The organism is Microcoleus sp. A006_D1, from assembly GCF_036702805.1.
GTDB lineage: Bacteria > Cyanobacteriota > Cyanobacteriia > Cyanobacteriales > Microcoleaceae > Microcoleus.
In genome coordinates this window covers 1-24,737 of record NZ_JAUBVZ010000004.1, presented here as the reverse complement: position 1 = coordinate 24,737, position 24,737 = coordinate 1, and the positions used below count along the sequence as shown (strand labels likewise).

The following is a 24,737-nucleotide window of genomic DNA, read 5'->3' as shown; positions in this document are numbered from 1 at the left end:
TAAATTTTAATTCGGGGATGCGAGTAATATAAATGCCCCATGCCCATTGTGTTAAAATTGTCTTGGCAGATAGTTCTCACCTCGGCTACCTATGTGTCAGCCATTAACCCTCGATCCTCAAGAAAGAGCGACAATCTAACAGCGACGCACCAGGCTATTCAATAACTACAAAATTTAGTAATCTTGTAGGGTGCGTCAGCAAAGTGTTAGTTTATTAATCGAGAAACTACGACCTGACGCACCCTACAGGATTTAGACTTAATCAGCTAAATCGGGGAAAACCTCGCGCACTGCGGGATGCACCAATCGGTGATTCTGCACGTTCAATCCCTTCGCCAAACTCGGATTATTTTCTAAAGCTTTGATTCCGTTATTTGCCAACTGCAAAACATAAGGCAAAGTGCTGTTATTCAAAGCTTGAGTCGCAGTCCAAGGTACGGCACCGGGCATATTTGGTACACCGTAATGCACAACTCCTTCCTCAACATAAGTAGGATTTGTGTGAGAAGTTACCCGCAAAGTTTCCACGCAGCCGCCTTGGTCAACGGCTACGTCAACAATCACAGAACCGGGGTGCATCTTCGCAACAAATGCGCGAGAAACGAGCACCGGAGCTTTTTTGCCCAATACCAAAACCGCACCGATTAACAAATCAGCATCGGGGATAACTGCTTCAATTTGCAAAGGACTGCTGTAGAGGTATTCTACTCTGGAACCGAACAGAGTTTCTAGATAAGCGAGTCGATCGACATTTACATCTAAAATCTGCACCCTAGCGCCCATTCCTACAGCAATACGGGCTGCTTCTGTGCCGACGATTCCGCCGCCCAAAATCACAACTTTGCCCGGTCTTACCCCCGGTACGCCCCCCAAAAGCACTCCTCTGCCGCCTTGCTGCCGTTCCAGAAACCGAGCACCGAACTGCACGGCTAAACGCCCTGCAATAATACTCATCGGCGTTAGGAGGGGCAATTTCCTGTCCGGGAGTTCGACGGTTTCGTAGGCGATGGCCTGGACTCCGCTGTTGATTAAGTGCTCGGTTAATGTGCGATCGGCTGCTAAGTGCAAATATGTAAACAGCAACTGCTCTTTTTGAATCAGCGGATACTCAGCAGGCAGCGGTTCCTTAACTTTAACAATTAGTTCGCGCTTCCAGACATCTGAAGCCTTTAAGACAATCTTAGCCCCTGCTTCAACGTAGTCCTCATCCGCGAAACCGGCCCCAGCACCAGCATTCGTTTCGACGAAAACTGTGTGACCTTTGTCCGAACAAGCCCGGACACTCGTGGGACTGAGCCCGACTCGAAACTCTAAATCCTTGATTTCCTTGGGGACGCCTATTTCCATACGTGATACTCTAAATCTCAGGCTTATGTCGATCGAAATTTAACGCAAAAATCAGTCCTAGCGGGATAATACCATTGGAGATTTTAGATTTGGCAATCGGGCTGGGCTAGGAGAATATTTGTTTGATTTTCATCCAGTGCGATCGCAACTTGCCAAATTGATCGTTTTCCATAAAGTCGATCGCTCTTTTAGCCTGCTCTAACTCTACCTCAAGCTGTTGCATCTGAACTTGCGAACTCTGCAATTGGGACTTAGCCTCCTGCAACTGGATTCGCACCTCATTTTCCCCAGTGTTTTTCTTGATCGCAATATCGTGATAGCCTAGGAACTGAAGCGCCAGAAATACTATTTCCCAGTCATTGGCAATACAAAACTCATTAACTGCTTTCGCCACACCGTAAGGCATGATTTCGCATACCGACCAATTCGTATAATCGTTGAAAACCATCATCCCGTCTGGCTTCACTTTAGTATAACCTTGCTGAATATCTTTGCAGACACCTTCATAGGCGTGGTCGGCGTCGATATATATCCAGTCGAAATACTCGTCAGGAAAACTGCTTAAAATTGTCGAAGAATCGCCTTCATGAAGCTCGATAGTTCCATTTTCTATCCCGTCTTGAAAGATATTTGTTTCTTTCTGACTTAGCTCTTGTTTAAACAAGTCAAAACTATAATCTATGAGGTGCAGTTTTTGGGGCTTTGCAATAGAAATAATTTTTTCTGCAAAGCGCCCGTATTGAGTCCCAACCTCAGCCACCACAGTATTTTTGGGCAGATATTCCAACATTTTTGCCCGACTTTCAACTAAGCGACAATTCTTAACGTGACAATCTTGAAGGATTGGGGAAGAAATCAGGAAGGGATTATCATTAAAATTGCTCCATTTCTCGTTATCCCAGCCCTCAGTAGCGTTTAAAAAATTTTGTTTGTATCTGATAAAGTCAAACATATTATTCTGAGAATAAGTGAACTTTGAGCCTTGCGAAAATCTTTAAAAACAGGTTCGTAGTAAGGACTTCAGTCCTTTGTTTTCAGGTTTGTAGTAAGGACTTCAGTCCTTTCTTACCAACTCAGCAGGAAAAACTAAAGTCCCTACTACAAACTTTTGACAGTGTGGCAAACTTATCTGCTAAAAACTGGTAAAAATTCAAACAAACTACCCGTAACAGTATAAAGTAGATTGTGGTTCTGTAGATTTAGCTTAAAAAAAACTAACTTATAGAGAATCTGCTGTCAATATATTTTATCGATCGCCTATAATTTAACAGGCTTGCACTCAGCGCGTCTCAAAAACAAATGCCACGCATACCCACCCTAACATTCGATCGCGGAACGCTATTGCTGCACCCGCCGCCCAAAGGCAGAGACTGGGTGGACTTTGCTACGTGGGACGATCGCGTCGAAAAATACCGAATTCGAGCCATTCACTACCGCCCGCTGGTAGAATCTCTCCAAGCCGAGTGCATTCACTTCACCGACGAAGCCAGGGGATACGAACTACTCGAACTCGTACCCAGCGTCGAAATGCAGCCTTACCAGCATCAACAAGAAGCCCTAGCAGCTTGGCAAGAAGCAGGAAGCCAAGGAGTAGTCGTCCTCCCCACCGCTTCCGGCAAAACTTACTTGGCACAATTAGCCATGCAAGTCACAGGTCGCAGTACATTAATTGTAGTACCAACTCTCGATTTAATGCACCAGTGGTATGCTAATTTAAAAGCAGCATTTCCCGACATCGAAATCGGATTGTTGGGCGGAGGTTCGCGGGACAAAACGCCAATTTTAGTGGCAACCTACGACAGCGCCAGCATTCATGCAGAAACCTTGGGCAATAAATACGGCTTGCTGGTATTTGACGAATGCCACCATTTACCAACCGACTTTTATCGAGTAATATCAGAATATGCGATCGCGCCTTTTCGACTCGGACTGACAGCAACACCCGATCGCACAGACGGCCGCCACAGCGACTTACATTTCCTCATCGGCCCTACAGTATATAGCAAAAGACCCGAAGATTTAGCAGGTGATGCCTTAGCCGACCATAAAATAGTGCAAATCATGGTCAAACTGTCAAAAGAAGAAACCGATCGCTACAGCGAAGCCATGAACATTCGCAACGACTTCCTCAAACAGTCCAACATCAAAATATCCAGCCTCGAAGGATGGAAACATTTTATCATGGCAAGCGCGCGATCGCCATTAGGAAGGCGCGCCATGATTGCCCACCGCCAAGCCAAAGAAATCGCCCTTTGTACCGAAGGAAAACTGCGAATATTAGCCCAAATATTAGCCGAACACTCTCCCCAGCGCACCCTAATCTTCACCGGAGACAACGCCACAGTCTACCGAATTTCCCAAGAATTTCTCATCCCCACAATTACCCACCAAACCCCAGTCAAAGAAAGGCACGAAATCCTCGATAAATTTCGCAGCGGCGAATACAAAACCCTCGTCGCCTCCCACGTTCTCAACGAAGGAGTTGACGTACCCGACGCGAGAATTGCTATCATATTATCAGGCACCGGTAGCGAACGAGAATACATCCAGAGATTAGGTAGAGTTCTCCGCAAAAGTAGCGATGCAAACAAACTAGCAATTCTCTACGAAGTCGTCACCGAAGACACCAGCGAAGAAAGAACATCCCAGCGTCGCCGAGGCGGAATGCAAGTTCACAAACCCCAACCAAAAACACAAATAGAACCGCCACCAACTGAATATCCGAAATTAGAAACAGTCAAACCAACACCCATTTACGGAGTCAACAGAGAGACAACAAAAAAAGCCGCAGAAACACCCGCAAAATGGGGAGATGATGATGACATTCCCTGGTAGACAGCCTAAATTCTTCCTTCTTCCTTCTTCCTTCTTCCTTCTTCCTTCTGTCAAATGCTACCAACTGATTTACTAAGCCACCGTCAAAACGGCGAATCAATCATCCCGCTACGCCTCAAGATAGATGGGAAAAACCTAGATGCAGCTACCGAAATGATCGACTGCTTCCAAGAGTCGATCGGCAAAACCCAAGGCGAACTCGACGGACGCTTGCTAGAATTAGAAGGCGACAGCCCCGACTATCGGCTGAAACGGGGTTTAGCGCACCTCCTCAAAGGCGGTTTCAGCACCTTGGAAGTCATCAGTCCCCTAGAACCATCGGACTTGAGACAGCGGGTTTTTGCGTTGTCCGCGCGATCGACTCCCAGCCCACAATCCACCCAAATAACCCTCGAAAAAGTAGCCACAGAGCTCAGCCAAGACTTAAACAGAGAAGTTTTTACACACGAAATCAGTACAGGTTTGTACGCCGATTTAAACGAAAACAAAATCCTCACCCAATTTGACGCACCCACTCCCGAAAACCTGCTTCACAAATACAATCTTTCCCAAGTCCAAGGCATATTTTACCGAGCAAGTCAAGTCCAACTAACCGCCCACCGCAACGATCCCGGAGAATACAAACTCCTATTTCGCTATCTGAAACTATTTCAATTAATGACCTACATCGAAGGCGATGCAGACCACGGCTTTACCCTCACAATAGACGGCCCCACAAGCTTGTTCAAACCCAGCACGCGCTACGGCTTAGCCCTCGCCAAAATGCTACCCGCACTCCTACACGTCACCAAGTGGAGTATGCACTCAACCCTGCAAACCAAAGATGCTTTTAGTGGCGCAGTAAAAACAGGTAAATTCACCCTAAATTCCGACTGCGGTTTAGTCAGCCACTATCCCCCAGGCAAGCCCTATGATAGTATGTTAGAAGCAGCATTTGCTAGCAGGTGGGATAGCTTAAAAACCGAGTGGAAACTCGAACGAGAAGTCGATTTAATCCCGATTCCCGGAAGCGTGATGATTCCCGACTTTCGGTTAGTGCATCCCGACGGGCGAGTGTTTATCTTAGAAATAGTCGGCTATTGGCGGCCGGAGTATTTACAAAAGAAATTTGCTCAAGTACAGAAGTCTGGATGCGATAACTTGATTTTAGCTATTTCCGAACGGCTGAATTTGGAAAAAGCTGGAGTGAATATCCAAGATGTGCCTGCAAAAATAGTCTGGTTTAAAGATAAATTGCCGCCCAAATCAGTCCTGGAAATCCTCGATTAGTCAGCTATTCTGAATTTAAGTTTATTTTTGGGGGCGGGCTAGAAGCCCACCCCACAAGAGTTTAAATAAAAATTCAGTGTACTTTTTTCTGTCTCTCTCTGCGCCCTCTGCGCCCTCTGCGGTTCAAAAAAAGCCTAATTTAAAAATGCGTCGCCAATAAAAAACATCGTACATTCCAAACTACAGTAAAATACAAATATCCCCAAATCCATACCACCGCCTACCCTCACCCCAAAACCTATCTAAAAATGGCAGACACAAGTATTGTCGAAAAAATCAAAAAGCTTCTAGCCCTCGCCACCTCATCCAATGAAAACGAATCGACTGCTGCGGCCGAAAAAGCTTCCCTTTTACTCGCACAGTACAATCTGGGCCTTGCCGATTTAGGCCCGAATCACCAAGAAGAGATTGACGAAAGCGGAGTTGAGACAACATCGAAATTTGTCACTTGGAAAATGATGCTGCTTTCGGGAATTGCGGAAGCTAACGGTTGTACTGGTATGCGCAACACTTATACTGGTAGTATGTTTTTGGTAGGAAGTTCTACCAACCTGATTGTTTGCAAACATCTTTATGAGTATTTGAGTTCTGCGATCGAGAAACGGGCGAAATATCGCAAAGGAAACGGCCGGGGATTGGCCTATCTGAATGCTTTTCGGGTTGGATGCGCGACAAGGTTGAGACAACGATTGTTGGAACAAAAGCGGGAGATGGAGGAGTCTGGGATTCCGGGATCGGTTGATACGGCGGCGACTCCTGCGATTGTAGTGCGATCGATGTTTGAGAAGAATCAACTGGCGATCGCAGATTATTTAGAAGGCCGAGGGGTTAAAATTAAAACGAGGACAGATTCTCAAGTCAGCAGCGAAGCTGGTTTTAATTCTGGGTATGAAGTGGGCGATAAAATTAGTTTGCAGAAGCAAGTGCAGCCGGAAGGAGAACAAAAACAGCTCAATGAATCTCTGTGAGTTTAACTATAATTTCAAAATCAACTTATATTGTTAATTGCTATGCCATACAGTTCTTTCACCACAATCGGTAAAGTCAAGGAAGCGTTCAATCTAACCACTGTAGAAGTAGTTGGTTTTTTACCTAAGATTGACCCAATTTCTCCGTCACAAACACTGACTGCTTTTTTAGAAGAAAGCCTCCCCTTAGCGGCATCGGCGAGTGACAAAGCTCGTTCAGAAGGAATTATTTACCCTGTTTTGTTAGAAGCAAGACGAATTTTACAGCGGCGAGTCAGCTTATTTTCGGGAGAAGATTTCACAGTAGACGAATCAATAGGATTGAACGGAATGTGTGATTTTATTTTTAGTCTTTCCGAAGAAATACTAGAAATTGAAGCACCGGCAATCATCATTGTGGAGGCAAAAAAAGCTGATATCAGAACAGGATTTGGGCAATGTATTGCAGAAATGGTGGCTGCACAAAAATTTAATGAGGCAAAGCAAAAACCGATTCTGATAATTTACGGTGTGGTAAGCAATGGCACTCAGTGGCGATTCCTCAAACTTGAAGGGCAAATAGTAACAATCGACTTGATGGATTATCCACTTCCTCCTGTCGAGCAAATTTTGGGTTTTTTGGTATGGATGCTGCGGCAAGGTAGCTAACTTATTTATCATAAAATGGTTAGTAGTAGGGTGCGTCATAGGGGAAAATCCTAATTATTTCGCAATCGATGATTGGAGCAAGAGTGTTATAGTTAAGTGAACAAGGTACATAGCGTAAAAACATGACTCTTTACGATATAACTATTTCTAAAATCAACCAACTACCTGACTCGCTTGTTCAAGAGGTGAATAATTTTATCGACTTTTTGCTTCTCAAATACAACAGTGAATTGCCACAGCTTACTGAATCAGATTTTTCTGACTATTTAAATAATCTAGAAGCATACGAAGAAAACTTAGCCTGTGGAGAAATTCAATGGTAGAATCTTCATCTGATGCAGGAAAAAGTTGAGTATCATGAACCTTTTGGAGTTTTTCTATATCGGAAGGGAGGTAAGAAAAAATAATGAGTCAGCAAGATAAGTTACTGGCTAAAATCCTGCTAGGAACCTCCGATTGCAACATCCCCTTCGATCAACTCTGCCAACTCCTACGCACCCTTGGCTTCGATGAACGAATACGAGGTAGTCACCACATCTTTTCCCAAGAAGGTATCGAAGAAATCCTGAATCTCCACCCCAAATAAGGAAAAGTCAAAGCGTACCAAGTCAAACAAGTTCGCACCGTAATTTTGAACTATCAACTCGGAGGACAAGATGAAGATTAAGTATGAACTGATCATTTACTGGAGTGAAGTAGATCAAGCCTTTATTGTCGAAGTTCCCGAACTGTCGGGTTGTGCAGCAGATGGTGAAACCTATCAGGAAGCCGTGCAAAATGCTGAAGTCGTGATTCAAGAATGGATTGAAACTGCACAAGAATTAGGGCGCGCTATCCCAGAACCTAAAGGTAGATTGCTGTTTGCATGAATTTTTGATTGGAATATTTGAGTCTGATTCAGTATAAACATCGCCCTCAATCAATCAACTGGGCCTCTTCAAAAATCTGTCGAGTCGTCAACTCCAAACCAGGTAACAACTCATCCGCGATCGCCATTCTATCCGTATACACCTGACTAGAACCATCAGGGAAAAAGCTTCTAATTAAAATCAATTCGGGATCTATAACCCAAACTCGCGGAACACCAGCCGCCAAATAATCCTTCGCCTTATCTTCAAATTCCTGCATACTTTGATCGGGAGAGATAATCTCAATTACCAGTTCAGGAATTGCAGGACAAGCTTCATTCCGCCGCCAACTTTTCGGCAGACGTTCATAGGAAATATACGTCAAATCAGGAACAGGTGCCCAATCTTTGCCCAGACGCTTTAACAGAATTGCCCATTCTGGAAGAACTCGCCCGCGACTTTTACACCAGACACCAATCAGGCGACACAAAGTAAACTGTAAACTGGAATGAAAATATTTTGGAGACACTTTGGGGATTGCTTGACCATCTACAAACTCATAATATACGTCTCCGTCGGGCAAAGCTAGAAATTCTTCTAAAGTGAGTTTGGTTCCGATTCCTACCATGACTCCCAGCCCTCTCGCTAATTAATTCAAATATCAATTATACAAAATTTCCCAACTTTCCTAAAAAAAGACCGGGCGGTTGAAACCGCGGCTATACAAACAAAACCCGCCTGCGCGGGTTCAAGAATAGGCTGTGAAAATTACGTTTTACATTATTCTCTTGAGTCCGCGGAGGCGGACATTGTTTGTGTAGACGCGGTTTCAACCGCCGTCCGATCTTCTTCTGTCTTACTTCGCCCAAGCTCGATGAGCCATCAAAGCCGAAAACGGCTGCACGCCCCGCAACTGATTCGACAGTGGCAAATGACCTCTCGGCGCGCTCAAATCCCAAATAAACTCCTGCGGATAGCGCGTCCAATTATTCCCCTTCTTCCAGCCAATTAACGGCCACAACTTATCCCAATTCTTGCCCGAGCTCAGCCAAATTTCCCGCTGCACCGAAAAGCCAAATTTGTTTTCTGAATGAACTTTCCACAGCGTATTAATTGTTTGCAAATCTGCCACCGGCAAACTCTCAACTTGCGTAAAATACAGCCACTTTCTCACGGAAGCTGTTCCACCTGCCAATTCACAAAGCTTCTCTAAAGTCAAGCGATCGGCTTCTTGAAATTCCTGTAACGCCAATAATTGTTGCAGCGGAGTGTAGTCAATGTTAGAGTCCGATCGCAGCGGCACAACTCCCGTCGGAAAATTCGCTTGCAAAAACTCCGTCGCTCTGGCAGAGTCAGCACTGTAAAGAATTTGGTAAGCCTTACCCATTACCGCAGTCGGTGCCTCCGACTTGCGCTCTAATAAAAATTCCATCAATACATCCCAACCGGCATCTGCGATTTGTTGTTGCAGCAGTTGCAGTTGAGTTTTTTCCGAACCCGACCTCAACTGTGAGCGGAGTTCGGCTGTATCGGCCGCCGAGTTTAGAGGAGAAGTAGAAATCGAGTCAGTCATGGGAAACTATCAGCTATCAGCTATCAGCTATTAGCTGAAGCCCTGGTTTTTCCCCATTGTACAATGGTACTGACTCGGATTCACTTCTCTGTACTCCGATGCCTGGGCGCAACGCCGGCCTAATGCCGATCGCGCACTCCTCGCCAATGGCAGCAATCGCCCATAGGTTTACCATCAGATTTGGGCGATCGATGCCATGTCAAAGAGTTTCTTGCGGCACCTAATCGTCCACGATCGAAACCCATGCAGAGAACGAAGGCGGAAAAAAGTTTATGTCATATTCCGAGTCTTCCCACTCTTGAACCCACAGCGGTACAACGCCCGGGCGAGCAGTTGCCGCAAAAATCCGTTCTTTGGACTCGATCGTATGAAATAGCTGTTTCAAAGTATCTCCCCGATCCAAAGCAGAGCTGAGGATGTCGTCCAAGTCAGGATCGACCCGTTTGACGCGGTTTTTGTCCTCATCCAGCCACAGAAGTTTCAAAGACTTCAGATCCCTCGGACTGAGAATGCTCTTGTAGTAAACGCGCTTAAGGGTCGCTACGGGCTCCAACGAGCGTTCGATCCGGCGAATTTGCTGAACTCGCAGGTAGTGCCATTCCGCTAAGCGCTTGCGTTCCGAAGGTGCGAGAGTTTCCTTCCCCGCTGCGTGTTTGTAGTCATAGTTAATCAAGCTGCAAGCCATATTTGCCAGCAGGTGAATTAACTGTTTTTCTTTGGGTGTTGCCTGACGCCGTTCCTGGGTTCTTGTCAATACCCGCTGTCTGCGGGTAGTTTCGAGAGTATTTTCCATTGGGTTTTTAAGAGATGAAATACGATTGTGCCAGATCCGAATCCCGAACATCAGATGGTAAGCAAGTTGAGAGGCGGGGAAACTCCACCGACAGACTCGCCTCACCTATTTATTTTCCCATTCACCGTTCTTTGAAACTGACTTCAACCCCCGGGATTAGGTAGACCGATCTTAAAATCGAGTTTTAACCGCCTCGATGCGAGGCGGTTAAAACAACAAACACAACCACAAACACAACAACAACCGATCGCGTCAATTATTTCATGCCTTTACCTGTCTTTACCTCTTCTTGCTCCCCATCTTCATTCGTTCCAGTGTAGTTGAAGTCAGGATGACTCCCCGATGCCGTCAAATGCAAGGCTGATGAAGCTTGTGGGGCGATCGCCAAAGCGCTGGCGCTACCTGCATACAAAAAGCCCATGCCCGCTGAGGCAATTACCCCTAATACTAAGATGCTGTTTTTCATGTTCGATGACCCTGATTTGCGTAGATTGGCACTTTTTGGCAAACCCGATCTGTCAGAAATGGGTTGATGCAATAGCCCACTTGTCTTCTGATAAATCTGCCTGCCATAATCAATTTAGACAGGCACACCCGAAGAGCGATCGGAAACGCCGGAAGTGACGTGTTACTAACGTCCACGATCATCCACCAACCCGAATCTTTTGGGTAGTGGAGCGAAAGCCATCAGGGCGTCGATCCATCAGGGAGTTATGCCATCAGGGTGCTAATCCATCGGGTAGTTAAGTCATCAGGGCGCATCTTCTATAAACTAGCCACACACTTCACTTTTATAGTTGAGCGAGTGGCTGGCGGCGTACTGACAACGCCTTTAAGAATTAAACTTGTTGCGGATTTATCCCTCCTTTGTTTGTTCTTAAGAATCCCCCCGCGCGACAGCCCGGGAAGTGTCAGCAGCATGGAATTCCATGCCATCTAAGTCAACTAAAAAAAACGCAGATTAACGATATCTCCCACTCAAGCAGTCCTCAGCAAAACGCTGGGGTTTTTTATTGGCAGCCATTGCTGAGCCTTGTCCTCCGGCATTTGGTAGCCGGCTCTCTCGGCAGAACGTTGGCGGCGCTGCGGTGATGAGTTTCCCTGGCAACATCATACCACCGGGTGAATTTTTCAGTAAAATTGTAAAAAAATGTGAACAAAAAGACGTTTTAACGCTCTCAATCCGGTTGAGTGAAAAATATTATAATTACGTGAACGAGTGTAAAGTATCGGGTGCTGGGTACGATCGCCCTCCTCGCAGGACTTGGGGTTGGTTGCAAAGATACGGTAAAGATTGAGAAGGAGAAAGGTGAGTTAGTAGACAATAGAGAAAGAGGAACAAAATTTTCAAGCATCGTAATACCAGTTCCCACAAAGAATGCAACTGTAGGCAAACTCCGAACCCTTATTGAATAGGTCATTCCCAATCTCAAAAAATCTCAAATCGAAAATGGAAAATCTCAAATCGTATAAGCTGGCAATAATTGCAATTTGTAACCTTTCGATCGCACCGCACAGGGGCGCAGCATCTTGATGAATTCGCAGATGACAGCATCCGTCAACTCAACCTACCAATATCAAGTCGGAGGATATTTGCCTGCCGGTGCGCCCACCTATGTCAGGCGATCGGCAGACAGCGAACTCTACGAAGGACTGAAAGCCGGACAATTCTGCTACGTGTTGAGTTCGCCGCAAATGGGAAAGTCCAGCCTGCTAGTGCAAACTGCCAAAAGATTGCAATCAGAAGGTACAGTTTTTGTCGCCATCAACTTGAGAAGCATCAGCAACCCAGAAATCTCCCTCGAAAAGTGGTATGCCGGAATCGTGTACCGCATGGCAAGCAGCTTGCACCTCACAAACAGGCTTGATGCCCTCAAGTGGTGGAACGATCGCGAACTGCTGTCACCAGTGCACCGATTCGAGATCTTTATCGAAAAAGTATTGCTCAAGTCAATTCGACAAAATCTCGTCATTTTCATCGACGACATTGACAGCACCAAAAACCTAAATTTCAGTACCAGCGATTTTTTTGCTTCGATCCGGGCTTGTTACTCCAAGCGGGCAGAGCAACCAGAATACGATCGCCTGAACTTTGCTGTTTTCGGAGTAGCAGCCCCCTTAGAATTGATGCGAGATCAAAGCTGCAACCCTTTTAATATTGGACGGCCGATTAATTTAAGTCGATTGCAACTAGAAGAAAGTTTGCCACTAGCAAAAGGATTAGCACTCAAAGCTTTTCGCCCCCAAAAAGTGCTGCAATCAATATTAGCTTGGACGAGCGGTCAACCGTTTCTGACTCAAAAGCTTTGCCACTTCGTACTTGAGTACGGGCCTTTTATCGGCAGAAATTGCGAAGCCCAGCAGGTAAAAAAACTGCTCAAACACAGAATTATTAAAGATTGGGAAGAACGCGACGAGCCGCCACATTTGACAGCAATTCGCGATCGCATTTTTCACAGCCGCTGCGACCTCACCCGGCTATTAACGCTGTACCAGAAAATTTTGCAGGCGCCCGACCCTAAAAAACCCGGGGAAGCGCCGGGAATACCTGCCGATTTCACTCCCGAACAAAGCGAATTGCAACTGTCAGGACTGGTGGTTAAATCTCAGGGTAAATTAATAGTCGCTAACCTAATTTATCAATCTGTTTTCAATCAGTTTTGGGTGGAAAAAGAACTCGGAAATCTGGCTCCGTATCGCGAGGCGCTGGCAGCATGGCTGGCTTCCGATCGCGAAGATAAATCGCAGTTATTGACCGGGGAAAGTTTGCAGTCAGCTTTGGATTGGGCGGCGAACAAACAATTAAGTCAAGAACACTATTGGTTCTTGAATCCCGGAACTTTTCAGGAACAACCCACAATCGCTGCCGCACAAGTTGCACACACCAGCACCGACATCGATTCTGACAGCAGCATTCTCACCCCGCCCTCAGATACTGTTCAATCTGGCAGCAACGAACAGAGATTGTACGATCACATCGTCTCCTGCGTGGACACAGAATCCGCTGCACAGGTGATCGAGCGGTTCCGCAAGCTATTTATCGACGGTATGGGCTATCCCGATCGCGAGATTGAAGCAACTTTGTACAGTATAGTGTCTGTTAAGCGATCGGATCGGGAATTTAAATATATCCTCCACCGCTGCTGCTACATCCCGATCAACCGCTGGCAATTGCACTCGCAAAACAAATTGGCGATCGGCAATCTAGTCGCTTTATTTAAACAGACTTCTCCCCGATTCGGGATGGAATTTTACATAGTCAAGCGCTTGCAAGAACAAATAACTTTCTTTACTAAAAGTGAAGAATTCCAGACCCTAGAGCGCTTAGTAAAAGCCGTAGAGCAAGAGCCACAACCGCAGAAACAAGATATTCATTCCCCCTTGGGCGAATTGATTTGTCGCTATCCTTATTTGTACGGGCATTCTCTGCTGAGCAAGGACAGCATTGAGGAAGACCAGCAAACCATCAAAAAACTGGAATTTCAAAGACAGCGAGAATTTGAAAACAATTTGTCTCAATATTTAAATTATTTGGTTGAGCCGAGAAATACAGAAATAGGAATTGTACAATCGGCGGCTAATCCCACACTTTTGAATGATGCGGAACTGCACTTAGCTGTCAGGGAATTTGCCGGAAAAGTGGCAGGCGATCGCACATACAAAGAATCGGCTCAGTTTTTCCTGAGAGATGCCAGAAAAACTCCATCTTATACCTCATTCAAAGTGGATTTATATGAATATTTAATATCGTCAGTCGAACCAGAATACGGCGGGCGGCAATTTAATGACCGTTTGTACAAGCACATCAAAAATACATTTCCAGAACATGACTCTGTAAAATTAAATAATGTATTGTTAGTTCGGACTTGCAATCAATTGTTCAACTTCTTAGTTGTGGAAAATTCCCAACATCCCAGCCACTACGTTTTTTATGACTTGGTACACAACCTCGGCCCCAGCCGAACCATGGGTTTACTGCTGAAACTCGTACTGCTTTCGGGCAAAGTTAAACCAGAGTTGGAAAAGAGAATTTCTATTTTGTTCAACCACTATGAAGGTAAAGCTTCAAATGAAATCATGTGGTTTGTCAAATCATTGGAGAATTTAAATGTGGCTTTGGTGGTGAATTTTGGGAATGCAGATTTGTCTTTGGTTAGACAGCATCTGATTTTGAATTGAAAAATAATGAGAGCGATACAGAAGTATAGTAGTATTCAGTAGACCTCTTGCACTCCCAAGCTCTAATATCTTCAAATTATCTGCGTTTATCTGTGTTGATCTGCCTTACATCTGCGGTTGATCTATCAGTCTAAAGTTTATGCAATAAGTCTAGTCAAAAACAATATGATCAGCTATCTCAAAGGCACAGTCGCCGATATCAGCAAAGGCAGCAACCGCGTCATCTTGATTCTAGAAGTCAATGGAATTGGCTATGCAATCCAGATTTTGCCCCGCGTGACTGGTGAATTGCCAGCATCCGGCGAAGTCGCCCAAATCTTTACTCACCAGCAAGTTAAGGAAGACCAAATCATATTGTATGGTTTTGGTAGCGCGGCAGAACGCGATTTGTTTCGGCAGTTGACGAGTGTTAGCGGTGTTGGTGCTCAACTGGCGATCGCACTTCTCGATACTTTAGGATTGCAGGACTTAGTAAAGGCGATCGTCGGCGCTAACACCCGCATCCTCGCCAAAACCCCAGGTGTGGGCGCAAAAACCGCTGAACGCCTTGTCCTCGAACTCAAAAACAAACTCTCGGAATGGAGACAGGAAGCAGGTTTGACAACTTCAATGGCCGCCGGAGTCCCCCCAGCTATTCAAGAAGAAGTCGAGATGGTCTTGCTGGCGATGGGATACACTGGGGCGGAAGTCTTGGATGCGCTACAAAACCTCTGTCAAGACGATAGTTTGTCCGGTAAAGGTGCGGAAGATTGGATTCGTGAGGCGATCGGGCATTTGAGCCGATAATCCCTTACCCAATCAAGAAACCGGGCATAAAAACCCAAATTCTGCCCAGCCAACAAACCCATCCGTAGCAAAAATTTGATCCTTCACGCTTCTCCTGTGATATCATTGCAGATTGTGGCTCATACTCTACAAACCCGGTCGGGCAGTCCGAGTAAGCTTGCTGAGGGTAAAGTCATTTGACTCCCGGTGATGCAAGAATCCCCCGCATTCATGCGTGGGGAATGCCAAATCGTACAAAAAAACATAAAATTCAAGTCATGCCACTTACACAACAGCGCAAACTAGAAATCATGGGCGACTACCAAACCCATGAAACCGACACCGGTTCAGCAGATGTCCAAGTCGCCATGCTAACCGATCGCATCACCAAACTCAGCGCCCACCTGAAAATCAACCAAAAAGACTTCGCATCTCGGCGTGGTTTGATGATGATGATCAGTCGCCGCAAGCGCCTGCTAGCCTACATCCAAAAGGGAAGCGTCGAACGCTACAAAGCATTAATTGCCCGTTTAGGCATTCGCGGCTAAACAGCCAAGCGAAAATTTGCGACAATATTCAAGAATCTTGGACAAAAGCCAGCAGGATTTACGCACCGATGACCAATCTATGTCAAACCGTCGATTAACCATCAGAGTTGCGTAAACCTTCGCCAAGATTTATTGAATAAATGTTCGAGATTTCAGGTTAAAGATAAAATATGTCCTCCGAACCACCCAGCCAGCGCCTACCCTTTGAACCGGCCTCAAATCGGAAAAAAACGCCTAAAAAGCCCCCAGAAACCGAAGCAAAGCTAGTCACAGAAGAACCAAAACCAGACAAGCAGCCCAAAGCCACAAAAACAGGCCCGCAGGCGCAATCTATCCCAGAAGCAGTCAGCAAACGCATGATATCCCGCATCGCGGTATTCTGCGGCGTACCGACAATCCTGGGAATTTCCACATTTTTTGTGAGTTACTTGATAGTCAGCAAAGGCTTGTTTGACTTGCCCAACACAGCAGTATTGCTGGTAAGCATGGGCTGTTTTGGTCTAGGCGTACTGGGATTGAGCTACGGAGTCCTTTCGGCTTCCTGGGATGAAGAAACTTCAGGAAGCACTCTGGGGTGGGAAGAATTCAATACTAATTTTGGACGGATGCGAGAAGCGTGGCGTGCCGCTAAACCCAAAAGTTAGAAGTCAGAAGTCATCAGTCATTAGTCATCAGTTAATAGTTCAGTGGACAAGATTGCAAAAGTCCTTTTAATCAAATTTTCGGGCGGGCTAGAAGCCCACCCCACAAGAAAAAATGATTTTTGTGGGATGGGCTTCTAGCCCGTCCTAGATATTTTTGCAATAGTTCAGTCATGGACGTATCAAGACCAAAGAAACCGGGTTTTTTACCTAATCTCATGGCTACAACGCAGGATTTTCGTAAAAAAACCCGGTTTCTAATCACGCTTGCGTCCAAGACTATAAATAGAAGCTCGATCGCCCTTGCATCTATTTTTCGCATTCCATCCGTGTCATAATGCGTGTCTGAGCGCAACACAACAGAAAAAAATATGATTATTGTCATGAAAGCCGGCACTCCAGAAGCCGAGATCGATCGACTAGACGAAGAGCTCCGCACTAACTGGGGTTTGACACCAGAAAAAATCGTCGGGCGTTACAAAGTCGTCATGGGCTTGGTAGGCGACACCGCCGAGCTCGAACCGATGCAACTGCGGGAAATGAGCACCTGGATTGAGGAAGTTCTGCGAGTGGAAAAACCCTACAAACGCGCTTGTCTGGAATACCGCCAAGGTGAACCGAGCTCCGTAGCGGTTGCGACTCCTTTAGGAACTGTGATGATTGGTCTAAATCACCCGATCGCAGTTGTAGCAGGCCCTTGCTCGGTCGAAAACGAAGAAATGATTGTCGAGACGGCAATGCGCGTCAAAGCTGCTGGTGCTCAATTTTTGCGCGGTGGAGCGTACAAACCGAGAACCTCTCCCTACGCTTTCCAAGGACACGGCGAGAGTGCTTTGGGATTGTTGGCGGCGGCGCGGGAAGCTAGCGGTTTGGGAATTATTACCGAAGTTATGGATGCGGCGGATTTAAGTGCGATCGTAGAAGTAGCCGACGTGGTACAAGTCGGGGCGAGAAATATGCAGAATTTCTCACTGTTGAAGAAAGTCGGAGCTCAAGACAAACCGATTTTGCTGAAGCGTGGCATTTCCGCCACCATTGAAGAATGGTTGATGGCTGCCGAGTATATCATGGCTGCGGGCAATCCCAACGTGATTTTGTGCGAGCGCGGAATTCGCGGCTATGACAGGCAGTATACGCGGAATACGCTTGATTTGTCGGCGGTTCCAGTGCTGCGAACTCTGACTCACTTACCAATTATGGTTGACCCTAGTCACGGGACTGGTTGGGCGCAGTTTGTACCTTCGATGGCCTTTGCGTCGATCGCCTCTGGTACTGATTCGCTGATGATTGAAGTGCACCCGAATCCGAAAAAAGCTTTGTCTGATGGGCCGCAATCGTTAACACCGGATCAGTTCGACAAGTTGATGGAAGAATTGGCTGTAATTGGTAAAGTCATGAAACGTTGGCCGCAACCGGTGCCAGTTTTGGCGTAGAAATATCAATCAGTAGGCGATCGCCCTAAAAAACCGTAGTATCTACAAGGTACTATGGTTTTTTTGTGCTTACCCTCTACTCATTGAGTTAGCCAGCACTTCGATTTAAGATTGTTTCAATTTGACTCTTTACTTGTTCGAGTTCCCGGCGTTTTTCAGCCAGCCAAACCTTTTCGGCTTCGCATTCTGCTTGATTTTGGCGATCGCGTTACAAGATAACCGCAAAATATGTCAAAGTACCGTCTTATGAATGATGAAAACCAAGCATAATTTCACTTTGGGAAACCCTTGCTATGAACAGTTAGTAAGCGATTCCTTCTTCTGTCCAGTCTTCTTCAACAGACTTCTTTCCAACCCCCACCCTGCTAAACCCGACTTTTTCCAACTCAACGGGGCGACAAAAGTGGCGACTTTTCTATACTGACAAATTAGGGCTTCCGTGACATCATGTAAATAGGTTAAGTTAATAAAGTGAAAAAACGGAGTTAATCAATGCGTTTTGAATTTTTTAGTTTTGGTTTACTGGTTCTCTCAGGAGCGATAATTGCCGTAGATGTCGCACCTTCTCTAGCAGCAGCAAGCGCCCAAACAAACAGAGAGTTGTCACAGTCGCAGGCACAAGAGCGATCGCAGCAGCTAATTGCCTGTAGCTGCCCTGCTGGCTCAAGCAGCTGTAGTTGTAGTAGCCGTGATACTCGGCGTCGTCGTCGTAGATAGGATAATTAGCAGCTATCGAGTGACTGCTGTTCTTAGATAGTTGAGGATTGGGCATAAAAGAATAGTCTTGTTTCAGTCCAATCCTCTTTTTCTAGAACTTAATTGGTAAATCAATTCACCAACAAACTTGCTTGCTGCTACTAAGCTCTGTTAATGGGAAACACTCCAAATCCTAACAGAGCTATCTGGACTGCCACTGGCAATAGTCTGCCCATCAGGGCTAAAAGCAACAGAATAAACCCAATGTGAATGTCCGGTGAGAGTTTGCAATAATTCGCCAGTACGCAGATTCCAAAGTCTAATGGAACTGTCATAACTGCCGCTTGCAAGAGTTTGCCCATCCGGGCTGATAGCAAGACACCAAACCGAGCTCAGATGTCCAGTAAGAGTGCGCTGCAATTCCCCTGTTTTCGGATTCCACAGTTTAATACTATTTTCAGCAGTATTAATACTATTTTCAGCAGTAAGGCTAACTTCGGTCAAGCCACTACTGCTAACAAGGGTTTGACCGTCAGGACTAAAAGCGACAGACAAAACTTTCGCTGAATGTCCTTTAAGAGTGCGGATTAATTTCCTACTATTCAGACTCCACAACTTAATAGTCAGATCGTCACTACCGCTAGCAAGGCTTTGGCCATCAGGATTAAAAGCAACGGAAGTAACGTGATTAGTGTGTCCGTAAAAAGTATAAAGCAGTTCTCCTGTATTAACACGCCACAGTTTGATTGTTTTGTCATGGCTGGCACTAGCGATAGTCAGACCATCAGGGCTAAAAGCAATCGATCTAACATCGCTAGAATGACCTTTGAGAGTGCGGAACAGCATCCCAGTACCTAGATTCCACAACTTAATTGTTGTGTCCTTCTCCTTTTTCGCCTCCTCCAGTTGTGGCCCGGTAGCTAGCAATCTTCCATCCGGGCTGATTGCAACCGACCAAAGCTTTGATGAAGCTCTAGATAGTTTTTTAATGACTTTCCCTGTACGCCAATTGTAAAGTTCTATCGGTTCATCGTAACTACCTCTGACAAGGGTCTGTCCGTCAGGGCTAAAAGCAACTGAGGTGACTGCATCAAAGAATTCCGAACCTCCTTTCAAGGTGTTGACTAGAGAAAGATTTTTTAAAGGTGCAGGAGATTGACCTTGTAAAGGAACAAATTTAGGTAAAATTAATACAGTGACGCTAGCAAATGCTGTTATTCCAATTCCGATTAATGCTTTCTTAGTTTTAGCTAATGACTTCAGCCACTTTCTTTCAGTATTCGGCAGGCTAATTCCCTGTAACTCAGTCGGAGGCAGTGCCGACAACCCTTCTGCACCAGGGCATTCAATCTTAGCGATAGCGTGTAAAATTGCTTCGGGATTTTTCGGTCTATTCTTGGGATAGAAAGCCATCAGCTCATCAATTAAATCTGCCAGCAATTCCGAAATTTGTGGTGCTTTATCTCGCCAAATCACCTCTTCATATAGCTCGTCTTCAAGGTCAGGTGGATTTTTTCCGGTTAGAAGAAAGACAAAAGTGCGTCCCAATGCGTAGAAATCGGATTGAGGCAGCGCTTTGCCGTTTTTTTGCTCGAACGGGGCGTAGCCTTCGGTATATATCTTTGTAACTCCCCCCTCATTCTCGTCTGCAATTTTTGGAAGGTAAGTGTTTGTGACTATCCGGACTGCTCCAAAGTCGATTAACACCAGTTGACCATCAGGTTTCAATATGATATTGGCAGGCTTAATATCTCGGTGAAAATAATGCTGCTGATGCAAGTAAGCTAGAATCTTCACTACTTGCTTTAACCAGTTAATTGCTTGTTGTTGGCTTATGGGTTGAGAATCTCTCTGCTTTAGCCACTGCTGCAAATTATGACCATCAATTTTCTCCATCACTAGACAGTAAAGCGTGTTTTCTCCTTCTTGATATAAAAAATATCCATCTGGTTCTACTTTAGGAATGCCTGGATGATCTAATTGTCTTAAGACATTAGCCTCTCGCTCAAACAGGGATACTGCTGTTTGTTTTTGCTGCAAGTTTGAGCAATTCTCAAAATGCAGAACTTTGAGAACTTTTGGTGTTCCTCGATCATCAACAATCTCAAAGATTTTGCCAAATCCTCCGCGAGTATCCAAATCTAACTCTTGCACAATACGATAGCGATTTTGAAGTCTCAATCCAGGCTGAAGCATGGCAGATAAAATATGCTTTATTTAAACACTTCGGACAGTTTTTGATTGTCAACAGTAGAATCATGGTTTCATGGCGATCGAGAAGGAGGGCAACGCTAACAAAGCACACTATAGGCTTTCAGGAAAATCAAAGGTTTCAGGCTATACCTAAAAACTGTCCGGACTCTTGTTATTTGTTACATACAATAATGATTAATAACATATTTCCTAATTACAGGCTGTAGCCTAAACGAGTCTTGACCGATTTCGGTTTCGATCAGCGATCGCCAACTCAATGACTCCAAAGCATTCATTAATGTTGAGCTAGATATATCTGACGAAATCTCTTCTCGCAATTGATTAAAGTCAACAGACTTGTTAATTATAGCTAATTGACGTATTACCTTTATTTCTAAATCAGTTACACGTTCAAACATCTGGGATAAAACTACCTCTATTTGACCTCCTATAAAGATCGTACCTGTTTTCATAAAGTCAGAAGTTTTACCTGCAAATAAAGTGAGAATTGTTGCTGAAATCATCCATAGTGCTAAAGGATTTCCTTCGTACCTTTCAATAAAATCATTCCATTCTTTTTCTTTGACTAACCCTCGATCGAGGAGAATTTGCTGTGCGGCTTCCTTCTTCAAGCCACTAATTTTATAAGAGCGAACAAGGTGGCTTCGATGTTCCAACAATGAAATTTCGAGAGATTTTTCTGAACTTGTCAACACCAAGCAGCTTTTATGGTTCAATTCACCTACTTTTTTGAAAAATCTACCGTAATCTTGATATCCATCTCGATATCTGCCAGCCAACTGACCTGTTTCCATAATTGTCTCGACTCCATCAATTATTACCAAACATCGGTGCGCGTTTAAACACTCGATCGCTCGCGAGATGGTATCAGAGGGTGTTTCTGGTAAATTTGTTTCCTGTTCGCCACAGATAAATCGGATGATGTCTTTGAGGATGGTATGTATCGGTGGAGTGCGATCGAGACTTCGCCAGATAATGAAATCAAAATCATTTTGAATTTTTTGTGCCAGTTTAACAGACAGAGACGTTTTGCCAATTCCCCCCATGCCCAACAGTGCCACCAACCGGCAGCCGTCTGTTACAATCCACTGGTTCAGTGCGGTCAATTCTTCTGTACGTCCGTAGAAAACAGAGACATCAGGGGCTTCCCCCCAATCTTGTTGAGAACGGGTGATCGCTGCTTCTGGCAATTTTTCCTGCAGCGGGAGAGTTGGTGAGGAATGATCGTATTCCTCTAGTACATTCTTAAAGCTTTTTTTTCTGACCGTTTTCCCCAGTGCGGATGACAGCAGCCGCCAGAATTCGGAACCTAACCCCTTAGCATAACTCAGATTGCAGTTACATTCATTGGCAATTTGCTCGTAAGTCTTATCTTCTAATACCTTACGAAATATGTTTTTTTGCAGATCGGTTGGGGATTTCCCAGTCTGAGCGCGAAAATATGCCTCTGCACGCTCTAACGCAGTGTCAACGTTCATATTTGGGAGTTATGCAAAAATCATATTTCAGTATAACCCATTTTCCGATCGCCCTACTTTTTCCAACTCTTGCCGACAAACTCAGCCAAAAGCGACTTTTATCGACCAAATTGAGCTGTGAAACAACCCACTTTACCAGACTGAAAAATTATTGGTTTTGAAACAACATGGTAAATGTCAAGTCAATCGATGAAAACAGGAGTAACGATTGTGCCTTTACCGACAACCGAGCAACAGTGGGATTTACAAAGTGGAGATGGCTGGCAATTTGATGATAATTACAGTACGGGGGGTAAGCTTACCGGTATCAAAGAAGCCTCACCAGAAGTAAAACAACTCTCTAGGGAATTGTCTCAAAAACTGGTTGGATTCTCCGTTGCAATGACTGCTGGTTATGCCTATGAGTACAGCGGTGCTAATGGCAACCCCTACAATGGTAATAATGTCTCCCACGCTGGAATTGACTATGCAGTTGGTGCAAACGTAAATGTCTCAGCGGTGGTTCCAGGAAAAATCATTAATGTTGTATCTTATGGTGCAACAGGGCAATTTGTGACTGTAGAAGGTAATGATGGAAAGCGCTGGGTATATGGGCATATCCAAACCAGCAAGAGAGCTGGAGATTATGTGAATATTGGGGATGGGATCGGTACAGTGAAAAACCAAGTTGGGAACACTCATCTCCACATAGAGGTTCAAACTCCACCTTTTGATTCCAGTATTATTGGTGGAATTCCCTATCAAACAAAAGGAAGTCGGAATTTTGTTCTAACCAATACAATGAGTCCACTTCAAGCCTACTCGGAGTGGAAAAATGGTGGTAATAATGGTGGCGGTGATCCTGTAAACACTAAGAGGGGTACAGAAGGGAACGATCGCATTAGTGGAGGAGCCGGCAACGATACTTTAATCGGTTTGGGTGGCAATGATACCCTGTACGGCGAAGCTGGTAATGATTCCCTCATTGGTGGCAATGGAAATGATTACCTTGACGGCTATGCCAGTTATGTCAGTCGCGAATTTGACACTTTAACGGGTGGAGCTGGTGCAGATATTTTTGTACTTGGCAATGTAGGACAAGGAGTTTTATATCAAGGTGATGGTAACGCAATTATTACAGATTATTCAAGTCGAGATGACTATATCCAACTCAAAGGAAGCGCTAACGACTATCAGTTAATCCGTCAGGGTTCTGATACCGTAATTTCCTTGAAAAACGGAGATAGGATTGGTATTGTTCAGGGGGTAACAGACTTGAGCTTAACTGCCCGAACGGGAAGAGTTGATTTCAAATTTGTCTGAGGTTGAGTCGCTTGATTTCTTCTCACCATTAATCTCGAATGTGAAAGAGCGATCGCCCAATATGTCCTACAAGCGGTCGCTTTATTTCAATCATCTTAAATTTTCAGCAAGTTAGCCCAGATTTTTTACAACCTTAAATAGAGGTTAGTTTACTAGGAGGACTGGCTCTCCTGATTTTGAGGTGATAAGCAAACCGCATATGCTTACTCCGAGGGCATCACAGAATCGCGAACAGTTGTGCTTAATACCGTATACACCATAAACTCAGGAGAGCCGGAGGACTGTTATGGATCGCATAAGTAAATTGAGAGCAGCACTAGAAAAATATTCCGATCGCACTCCCCAAGACGAACTGCTGTGTCAACTCATTTTCACTATCTGCTCGCAACCTCGTGATAGTTTGCAGCGTCGAAAATCGATGGAGCGATTGTTACTGAAAGTGCAAAGCTTGCCAAAATTGTCCAAAAGCTTTCATCCCGATGCTTTAGAAGCGGTCAATAAAACTTGGGAATGGTTAGACAATAACATTCACAATTTTCATCCCCGCAGTTCTCCGATTCGAGACAGTCTCGTGACTTGGATTAACGGTAATCTCCGGTATCGAATTCGAGATTTATACGCTGCCAAACCCCAAAATATGGTTTCCCTAGATGTTATAGAACGCAGCAAATTTTACCACCCATGTTTGGGCAGTGTTGACGCTTATATCGAACAGCTTGAAGCTGAGGAAAACCAAAGTTTAGCACGAAAAATCGCGCAATACATTAATCGAGATCCCGAAGCTAAACTGCGAAAGTGTTATCCTAAAAATCGTCCAGACTGCAACTGTCAAATTATTGCTAAAAAATTGTTTTTGCAGCCGTCGCCCGAAAAATTGAGCGCGATCGCGCGACAGTTGAATATCAATACCCAAACTATTCACAGTTTTTGGAGGAGGAAGGGATTCCCAAGAGTGCGATCGCTTGCCACAGAAATTGCTCAAATAAACTCTGATGTTATGTCCGGGGGATTGGTTTTTGTCTGTTATGGTGACCGTCATTCTCTTTCCGAACGCTATCGCACTGCCCCTTAATACAAAAAACGAAAGCCCCACTCTGAGAATCAGAGCGGGGCTTTGTCTTTAAATAGAATCCCAGGCATCGAGCTATTTTCTCAGGCAGTGACCCGCCAAATATCTTCGCCACCGCAGCGTTTAACAAC

23 protein-coding genes are annotated in these 24,737 nt (G+C 45.0%); 14 read left to right on the top strand and 9 right to left on the bottom strand.

Annotated elements, in window-relative coordinates; all coding sequences use genetic code 11:
* Positions 1-258: 258 nt before the first annotated feature.
* Together ald and QUB68_RS08360 are read right to left on the bottom strand one after the other, a co-directional pair.
* A complete protein-coding gene (gene ald, locus QUB68_RS08365) occupies positions 259-1,347 on the bottom strand; it encodes an alanine dehydrogenase (protein ID WP_332991219.1) in 1,089 nt (362 codons plus the stop codon).
* Positions 1,348-1,453: 106 nt separating this feature from the next.
* Positions 1,454-2,299 (bottom strand): class I SAM-dependent methyltransferase, encoded by an 846-nt coding sequence (locus tag QUB68_RS08360; RefSeq protein WP_332991217.1) that lies wholly within the window; start codon positions 2,297-2,299, stop codon positions 1,454-1,456.
* Positions 2,300-2,646: 347 nt separating this feature from the next.
* On the opposite strand from QUB68_RS08360, the gene QUB68_RS08355 reads away from it, so the two are divergent.
* The 7 genes from QUB68_RS08355 to QUB68_RS08325 all read left to right on the top strand — a co-directional run bounded on the left by QUB68_RS08355 (position 2,647) and on the right by QUB68_RS08325 (position 7,936).
* Positions 2,647-4,182 (top strand): DEAD/DEAH box helicase family protein, encoded by a 1,536-nt coding sequence (locus QUB68_RS08355; RefSeq protein WP_332991215.1) that lies wholly within the window; start codon positions 2,647-2,649, stop codon positions 4,180-4,182.
* A 54-nt stretch (positions 4,183-4,236) separates the two neighbouring features.
* Complete coding sequence (locus QUB68_RS08350; RefSeq protein ID WP_332991212.1) at positions 4,237-5,451, top strand: DUF790 family protein; 1,215 nt, start codon at positions 4,237-4,239, stop codon at positions 5,449-5,451.
* A 248-nt stretch (positions 5,452-5,699) separates the two neighbouring features.
* Positions 5,700-6,419 carry a DUF2786 domain-containing protein gene (locus QUB68_RS08345; RefSeq protein WP_332991210.1) on the top strand — a complete coding sequence of 240 codons (720 nt, stop codon included), beginning with the start codon at positions 5,700-5,702 and terminating at the stop codon, positions 6,417-6,419.
* 42 nt (positions 6,420-6,461) lie between these two features.
* A complete protein-coding gene (locus QUB68_RS08340; protein WP_332991208.1) occupies positions 6,462-7,067 on the top strand; it encodes a hypothetical protein in 606 nt (201 codons plus the stop codon).
* Between the two features lie 122 nt (positions 7,068-7,189).
* Positions 7,190-7,390, top strand: coding sequence for a DUF2281 domain-containing protein (locus QUB68_RS08335; protein ID WP_332991206.1), 201 nt, complete (start codon positions 7,190-7,192; stop codon positions 7,388-7,390).
* Positions 7,391-7,473: 83 nt separating this feature from the next.
* Positions 7,474-7,653 carry a type II toxin-antitoxin system HicA family toxin gene (locus QUB68_RS08330; RefSeq protein WP_332991204.1) on the top strand — a complete coding sequence of 60 codons (180 nt, stop codon included), beginning with the start codon at positions 7,474-7,476 and terminating at the stop codon, positions 7,651-7,653.
* Between the two features lie 70 nt (positions 7,654-7,723).
* Positions 7,724-7,936, top strand: coding sequence for a type II toxin-antitoxin system HicB family antitoxin (locus tag QUB68_RS08325; RefSeq protein WP_332991202.1), 213 nt, complete (start codon positions 7,724-7,726; stop codon positions 7,934-7,936).
* Between the two features lie 46 nt (positions 7,937-7,982).
* Here QUB68_RS08325 and QUB68_RS08320 read toward each other — a convergent pair whose 3' ends face one another.
* The 4 genes from QUB68_RS08320 to QUB68_RS08305 form a co-directional block, all read right to left on the bottom strand.
* A complete protein-coding gene (locus tag QUB68_RS08320) occupies positions 7,983-8,543 on the bottom strand; it encodes a Uma2 family endonuclease (RefSeq protein WP_332991200.1) in 561 nt (186 codons plus the stop codon).
* A gap of 228 nt (positions 8,544-8,771) precedes the next feature.
* Complete coding sequence (locus QUB68_RS08315; RefSeq protein WP_332991198.1) at positions 8,772-9,488, bottom strand: GUN4 N-terminal ARM-like repeat domain-containing protein; 717 nt, start codon at positions 9,486-9,488, stop codon at positions 8,772-8,774.
* A gap of 220 nt (positions 9,489-9,708) precedes the next feature.
* Positions 9,709-10,281, bottom strand: coding sequence for a hypothetical protein (locus QUB68_RS08310; protein WP_332991196.1), 573 nt, complete (start codon positions 10,279-10,281; stop codon positions 9,709-9,711).
* Between the two features lie 256 nt (positions 10,282-10,537).
* Positions 10,538-10,747, bottom strand: coding sequence for a hypothetical protein (locus QUB68_RS08305; RefSeq protein ID WP_332991194.1), 210 nt, complete (start codon positions 10,745-10,747; stop codon positions 10,538-10,540).
* A gap of 1,079 nt (positions 10,748-11,826) precedes the next feature.
* Here QUB68_RS08305 and QUB68_RS08300 point away from each other — a divergent pair.
* The 5 genes from QUB68_RS08300 to aroF all read left to right on the top strand — a co-directional run bounded on the left by QUB68_RS08300 (position 11,827) and on the right by aroF (position 17,847).
* Entirely contained in the window at positions 11,827-14,460 is a 2,634-nt protein-coding gene (locus QUB68_RS08300) for an AAA-like domain-containing protein (RefSeq protein ID WP_332991192.1), read from the top strand.
* A 165-nt stretch (positions 14,461-14,625) separates the two neighbouring features.
* Positions 14,626-15,246, top strand: coding sequence for a Holliday junction branch migration protein RuvA (gene ruvA, locus QUB68_RS08295; protein ID WP_332991190.1), 621 nt, complete (start codon positions 14,626-14,628; stop codon positions 15,244-15,246).
* Between the two features lie 257 nt (positions 15,247-15,503).
* On the top strand, positions 15,504-15,773 hold the full coding sequence (gene rpsO, locus QUB68_RS08290; RefSeq protein WP_332991188.1) for a 30S ribosomal protein S15: 270 nt from the start codon (positions 15,504-15,506) through the stop codon (positions 15,771-15,773).
* Between the two features lie 170 nt (positions 15,774-15,943).
* On the top strand, positions 15,944-16,417 hold the full coding sequence (locus QUB68_RS08285) for a PAM68 family protein (RefSeq protein ID WP_332991186.1): 474 nt from the start codon (positions 15,944-15,946) through the stop codon (positions 16,415-16,417).
* A 368-nt stretch (positions 16,418-16,785) separates the two neighbouring features.
* Positions 16,786-17,847 carry a 3-deoxy-7-phosphoheptulonate synthase gene (gene aroF / locus QUB68_RS08280; protein ID WP_332966536.1) on the top strand — a complete coding sequence of 354 codons (1,062 nt, stop codon included), beginning with the start codon at positions 16,786-16,788 and terminating at the stop codon, positions 17,845-17,847.
* Positions 17,848-18,355: 508 nt separating this feature from the next.
* Here the strand turns inward: aroF and QUB68_RS08275 are convergent.
* The 3 genes from QUB68_RS08275 to QUB68_RS08265 all read right to left on the bottom strand — a co-directional run bounded on the left by QUB68_RS08275 (position 18,356) and on the right by QUB68_RS08265 (position 22,235).
* On the bottom strand, positions 18,356-18,619 hold the full coding sequence (locus QUB68_RS08275; protein ID WP_332991184.1) for a hypothetical protein: 264 nt from the start codon (positions 18,617-18,619) through the stop codon (positions 18,356-18,358).
* A gap of 95 nt (positions 18,620-18,714) precedes the next feature.
* Positions 18,715-20,739 (bottom strand): serine/threonine-protein kinase, encoded by a 2,025-nt coding sequence (locus QUB68_RS08270; RefSeq protein WP_332991182.1) that lies wholly within the window; start codon positions 20,737-20,739, stop codon positions 18,715-18,717.
* 176 nt (positions 20,740-20,915) lie between these two features.
* Entirely contained in the window at positions 20,916-22,235 is a 1,320-nt protein-coding gene (locus tag QUB68_RS08265) for an NB-ARC domain-containing protein (protein WP_332991180.1), read from the bottom strand.
* Between the two features lie 189 nt (positions 22,236-22,424).
* On the opposite strand from QUB68_RS08265, the gene QUB68_RS08260 reads away from it, so the two are divergent.
* Both QUB68_RS08260 and QUB68_RS08255 read left to right on the top strand, forming a co-directional pair.
* The gene (locus tag QUB68_RS08260) at positions 22,425-23,537 is read left to right on the top strand and encodes a peptidoglycan DD-metalloendopeptidase family protein (protein WP_332991178.1); all 1,113 of its coding nucleotides are present in this window, start codon (positions 22,425-22,427) and stop codon (positions 23,535-23,537) included.
* Between the two features lie 286 nt (positions 23,538-23,823).
* Entirely contained in the window at positions 23,824-24,609 is a 786-nt protein-coding gene (locus QUB68_RS08255; protein ID WP_332991176.1) for a hypothetical protein, read from the top strand.
* Positions 24,610-24,737: the final 128 nt, after the last annotated feature.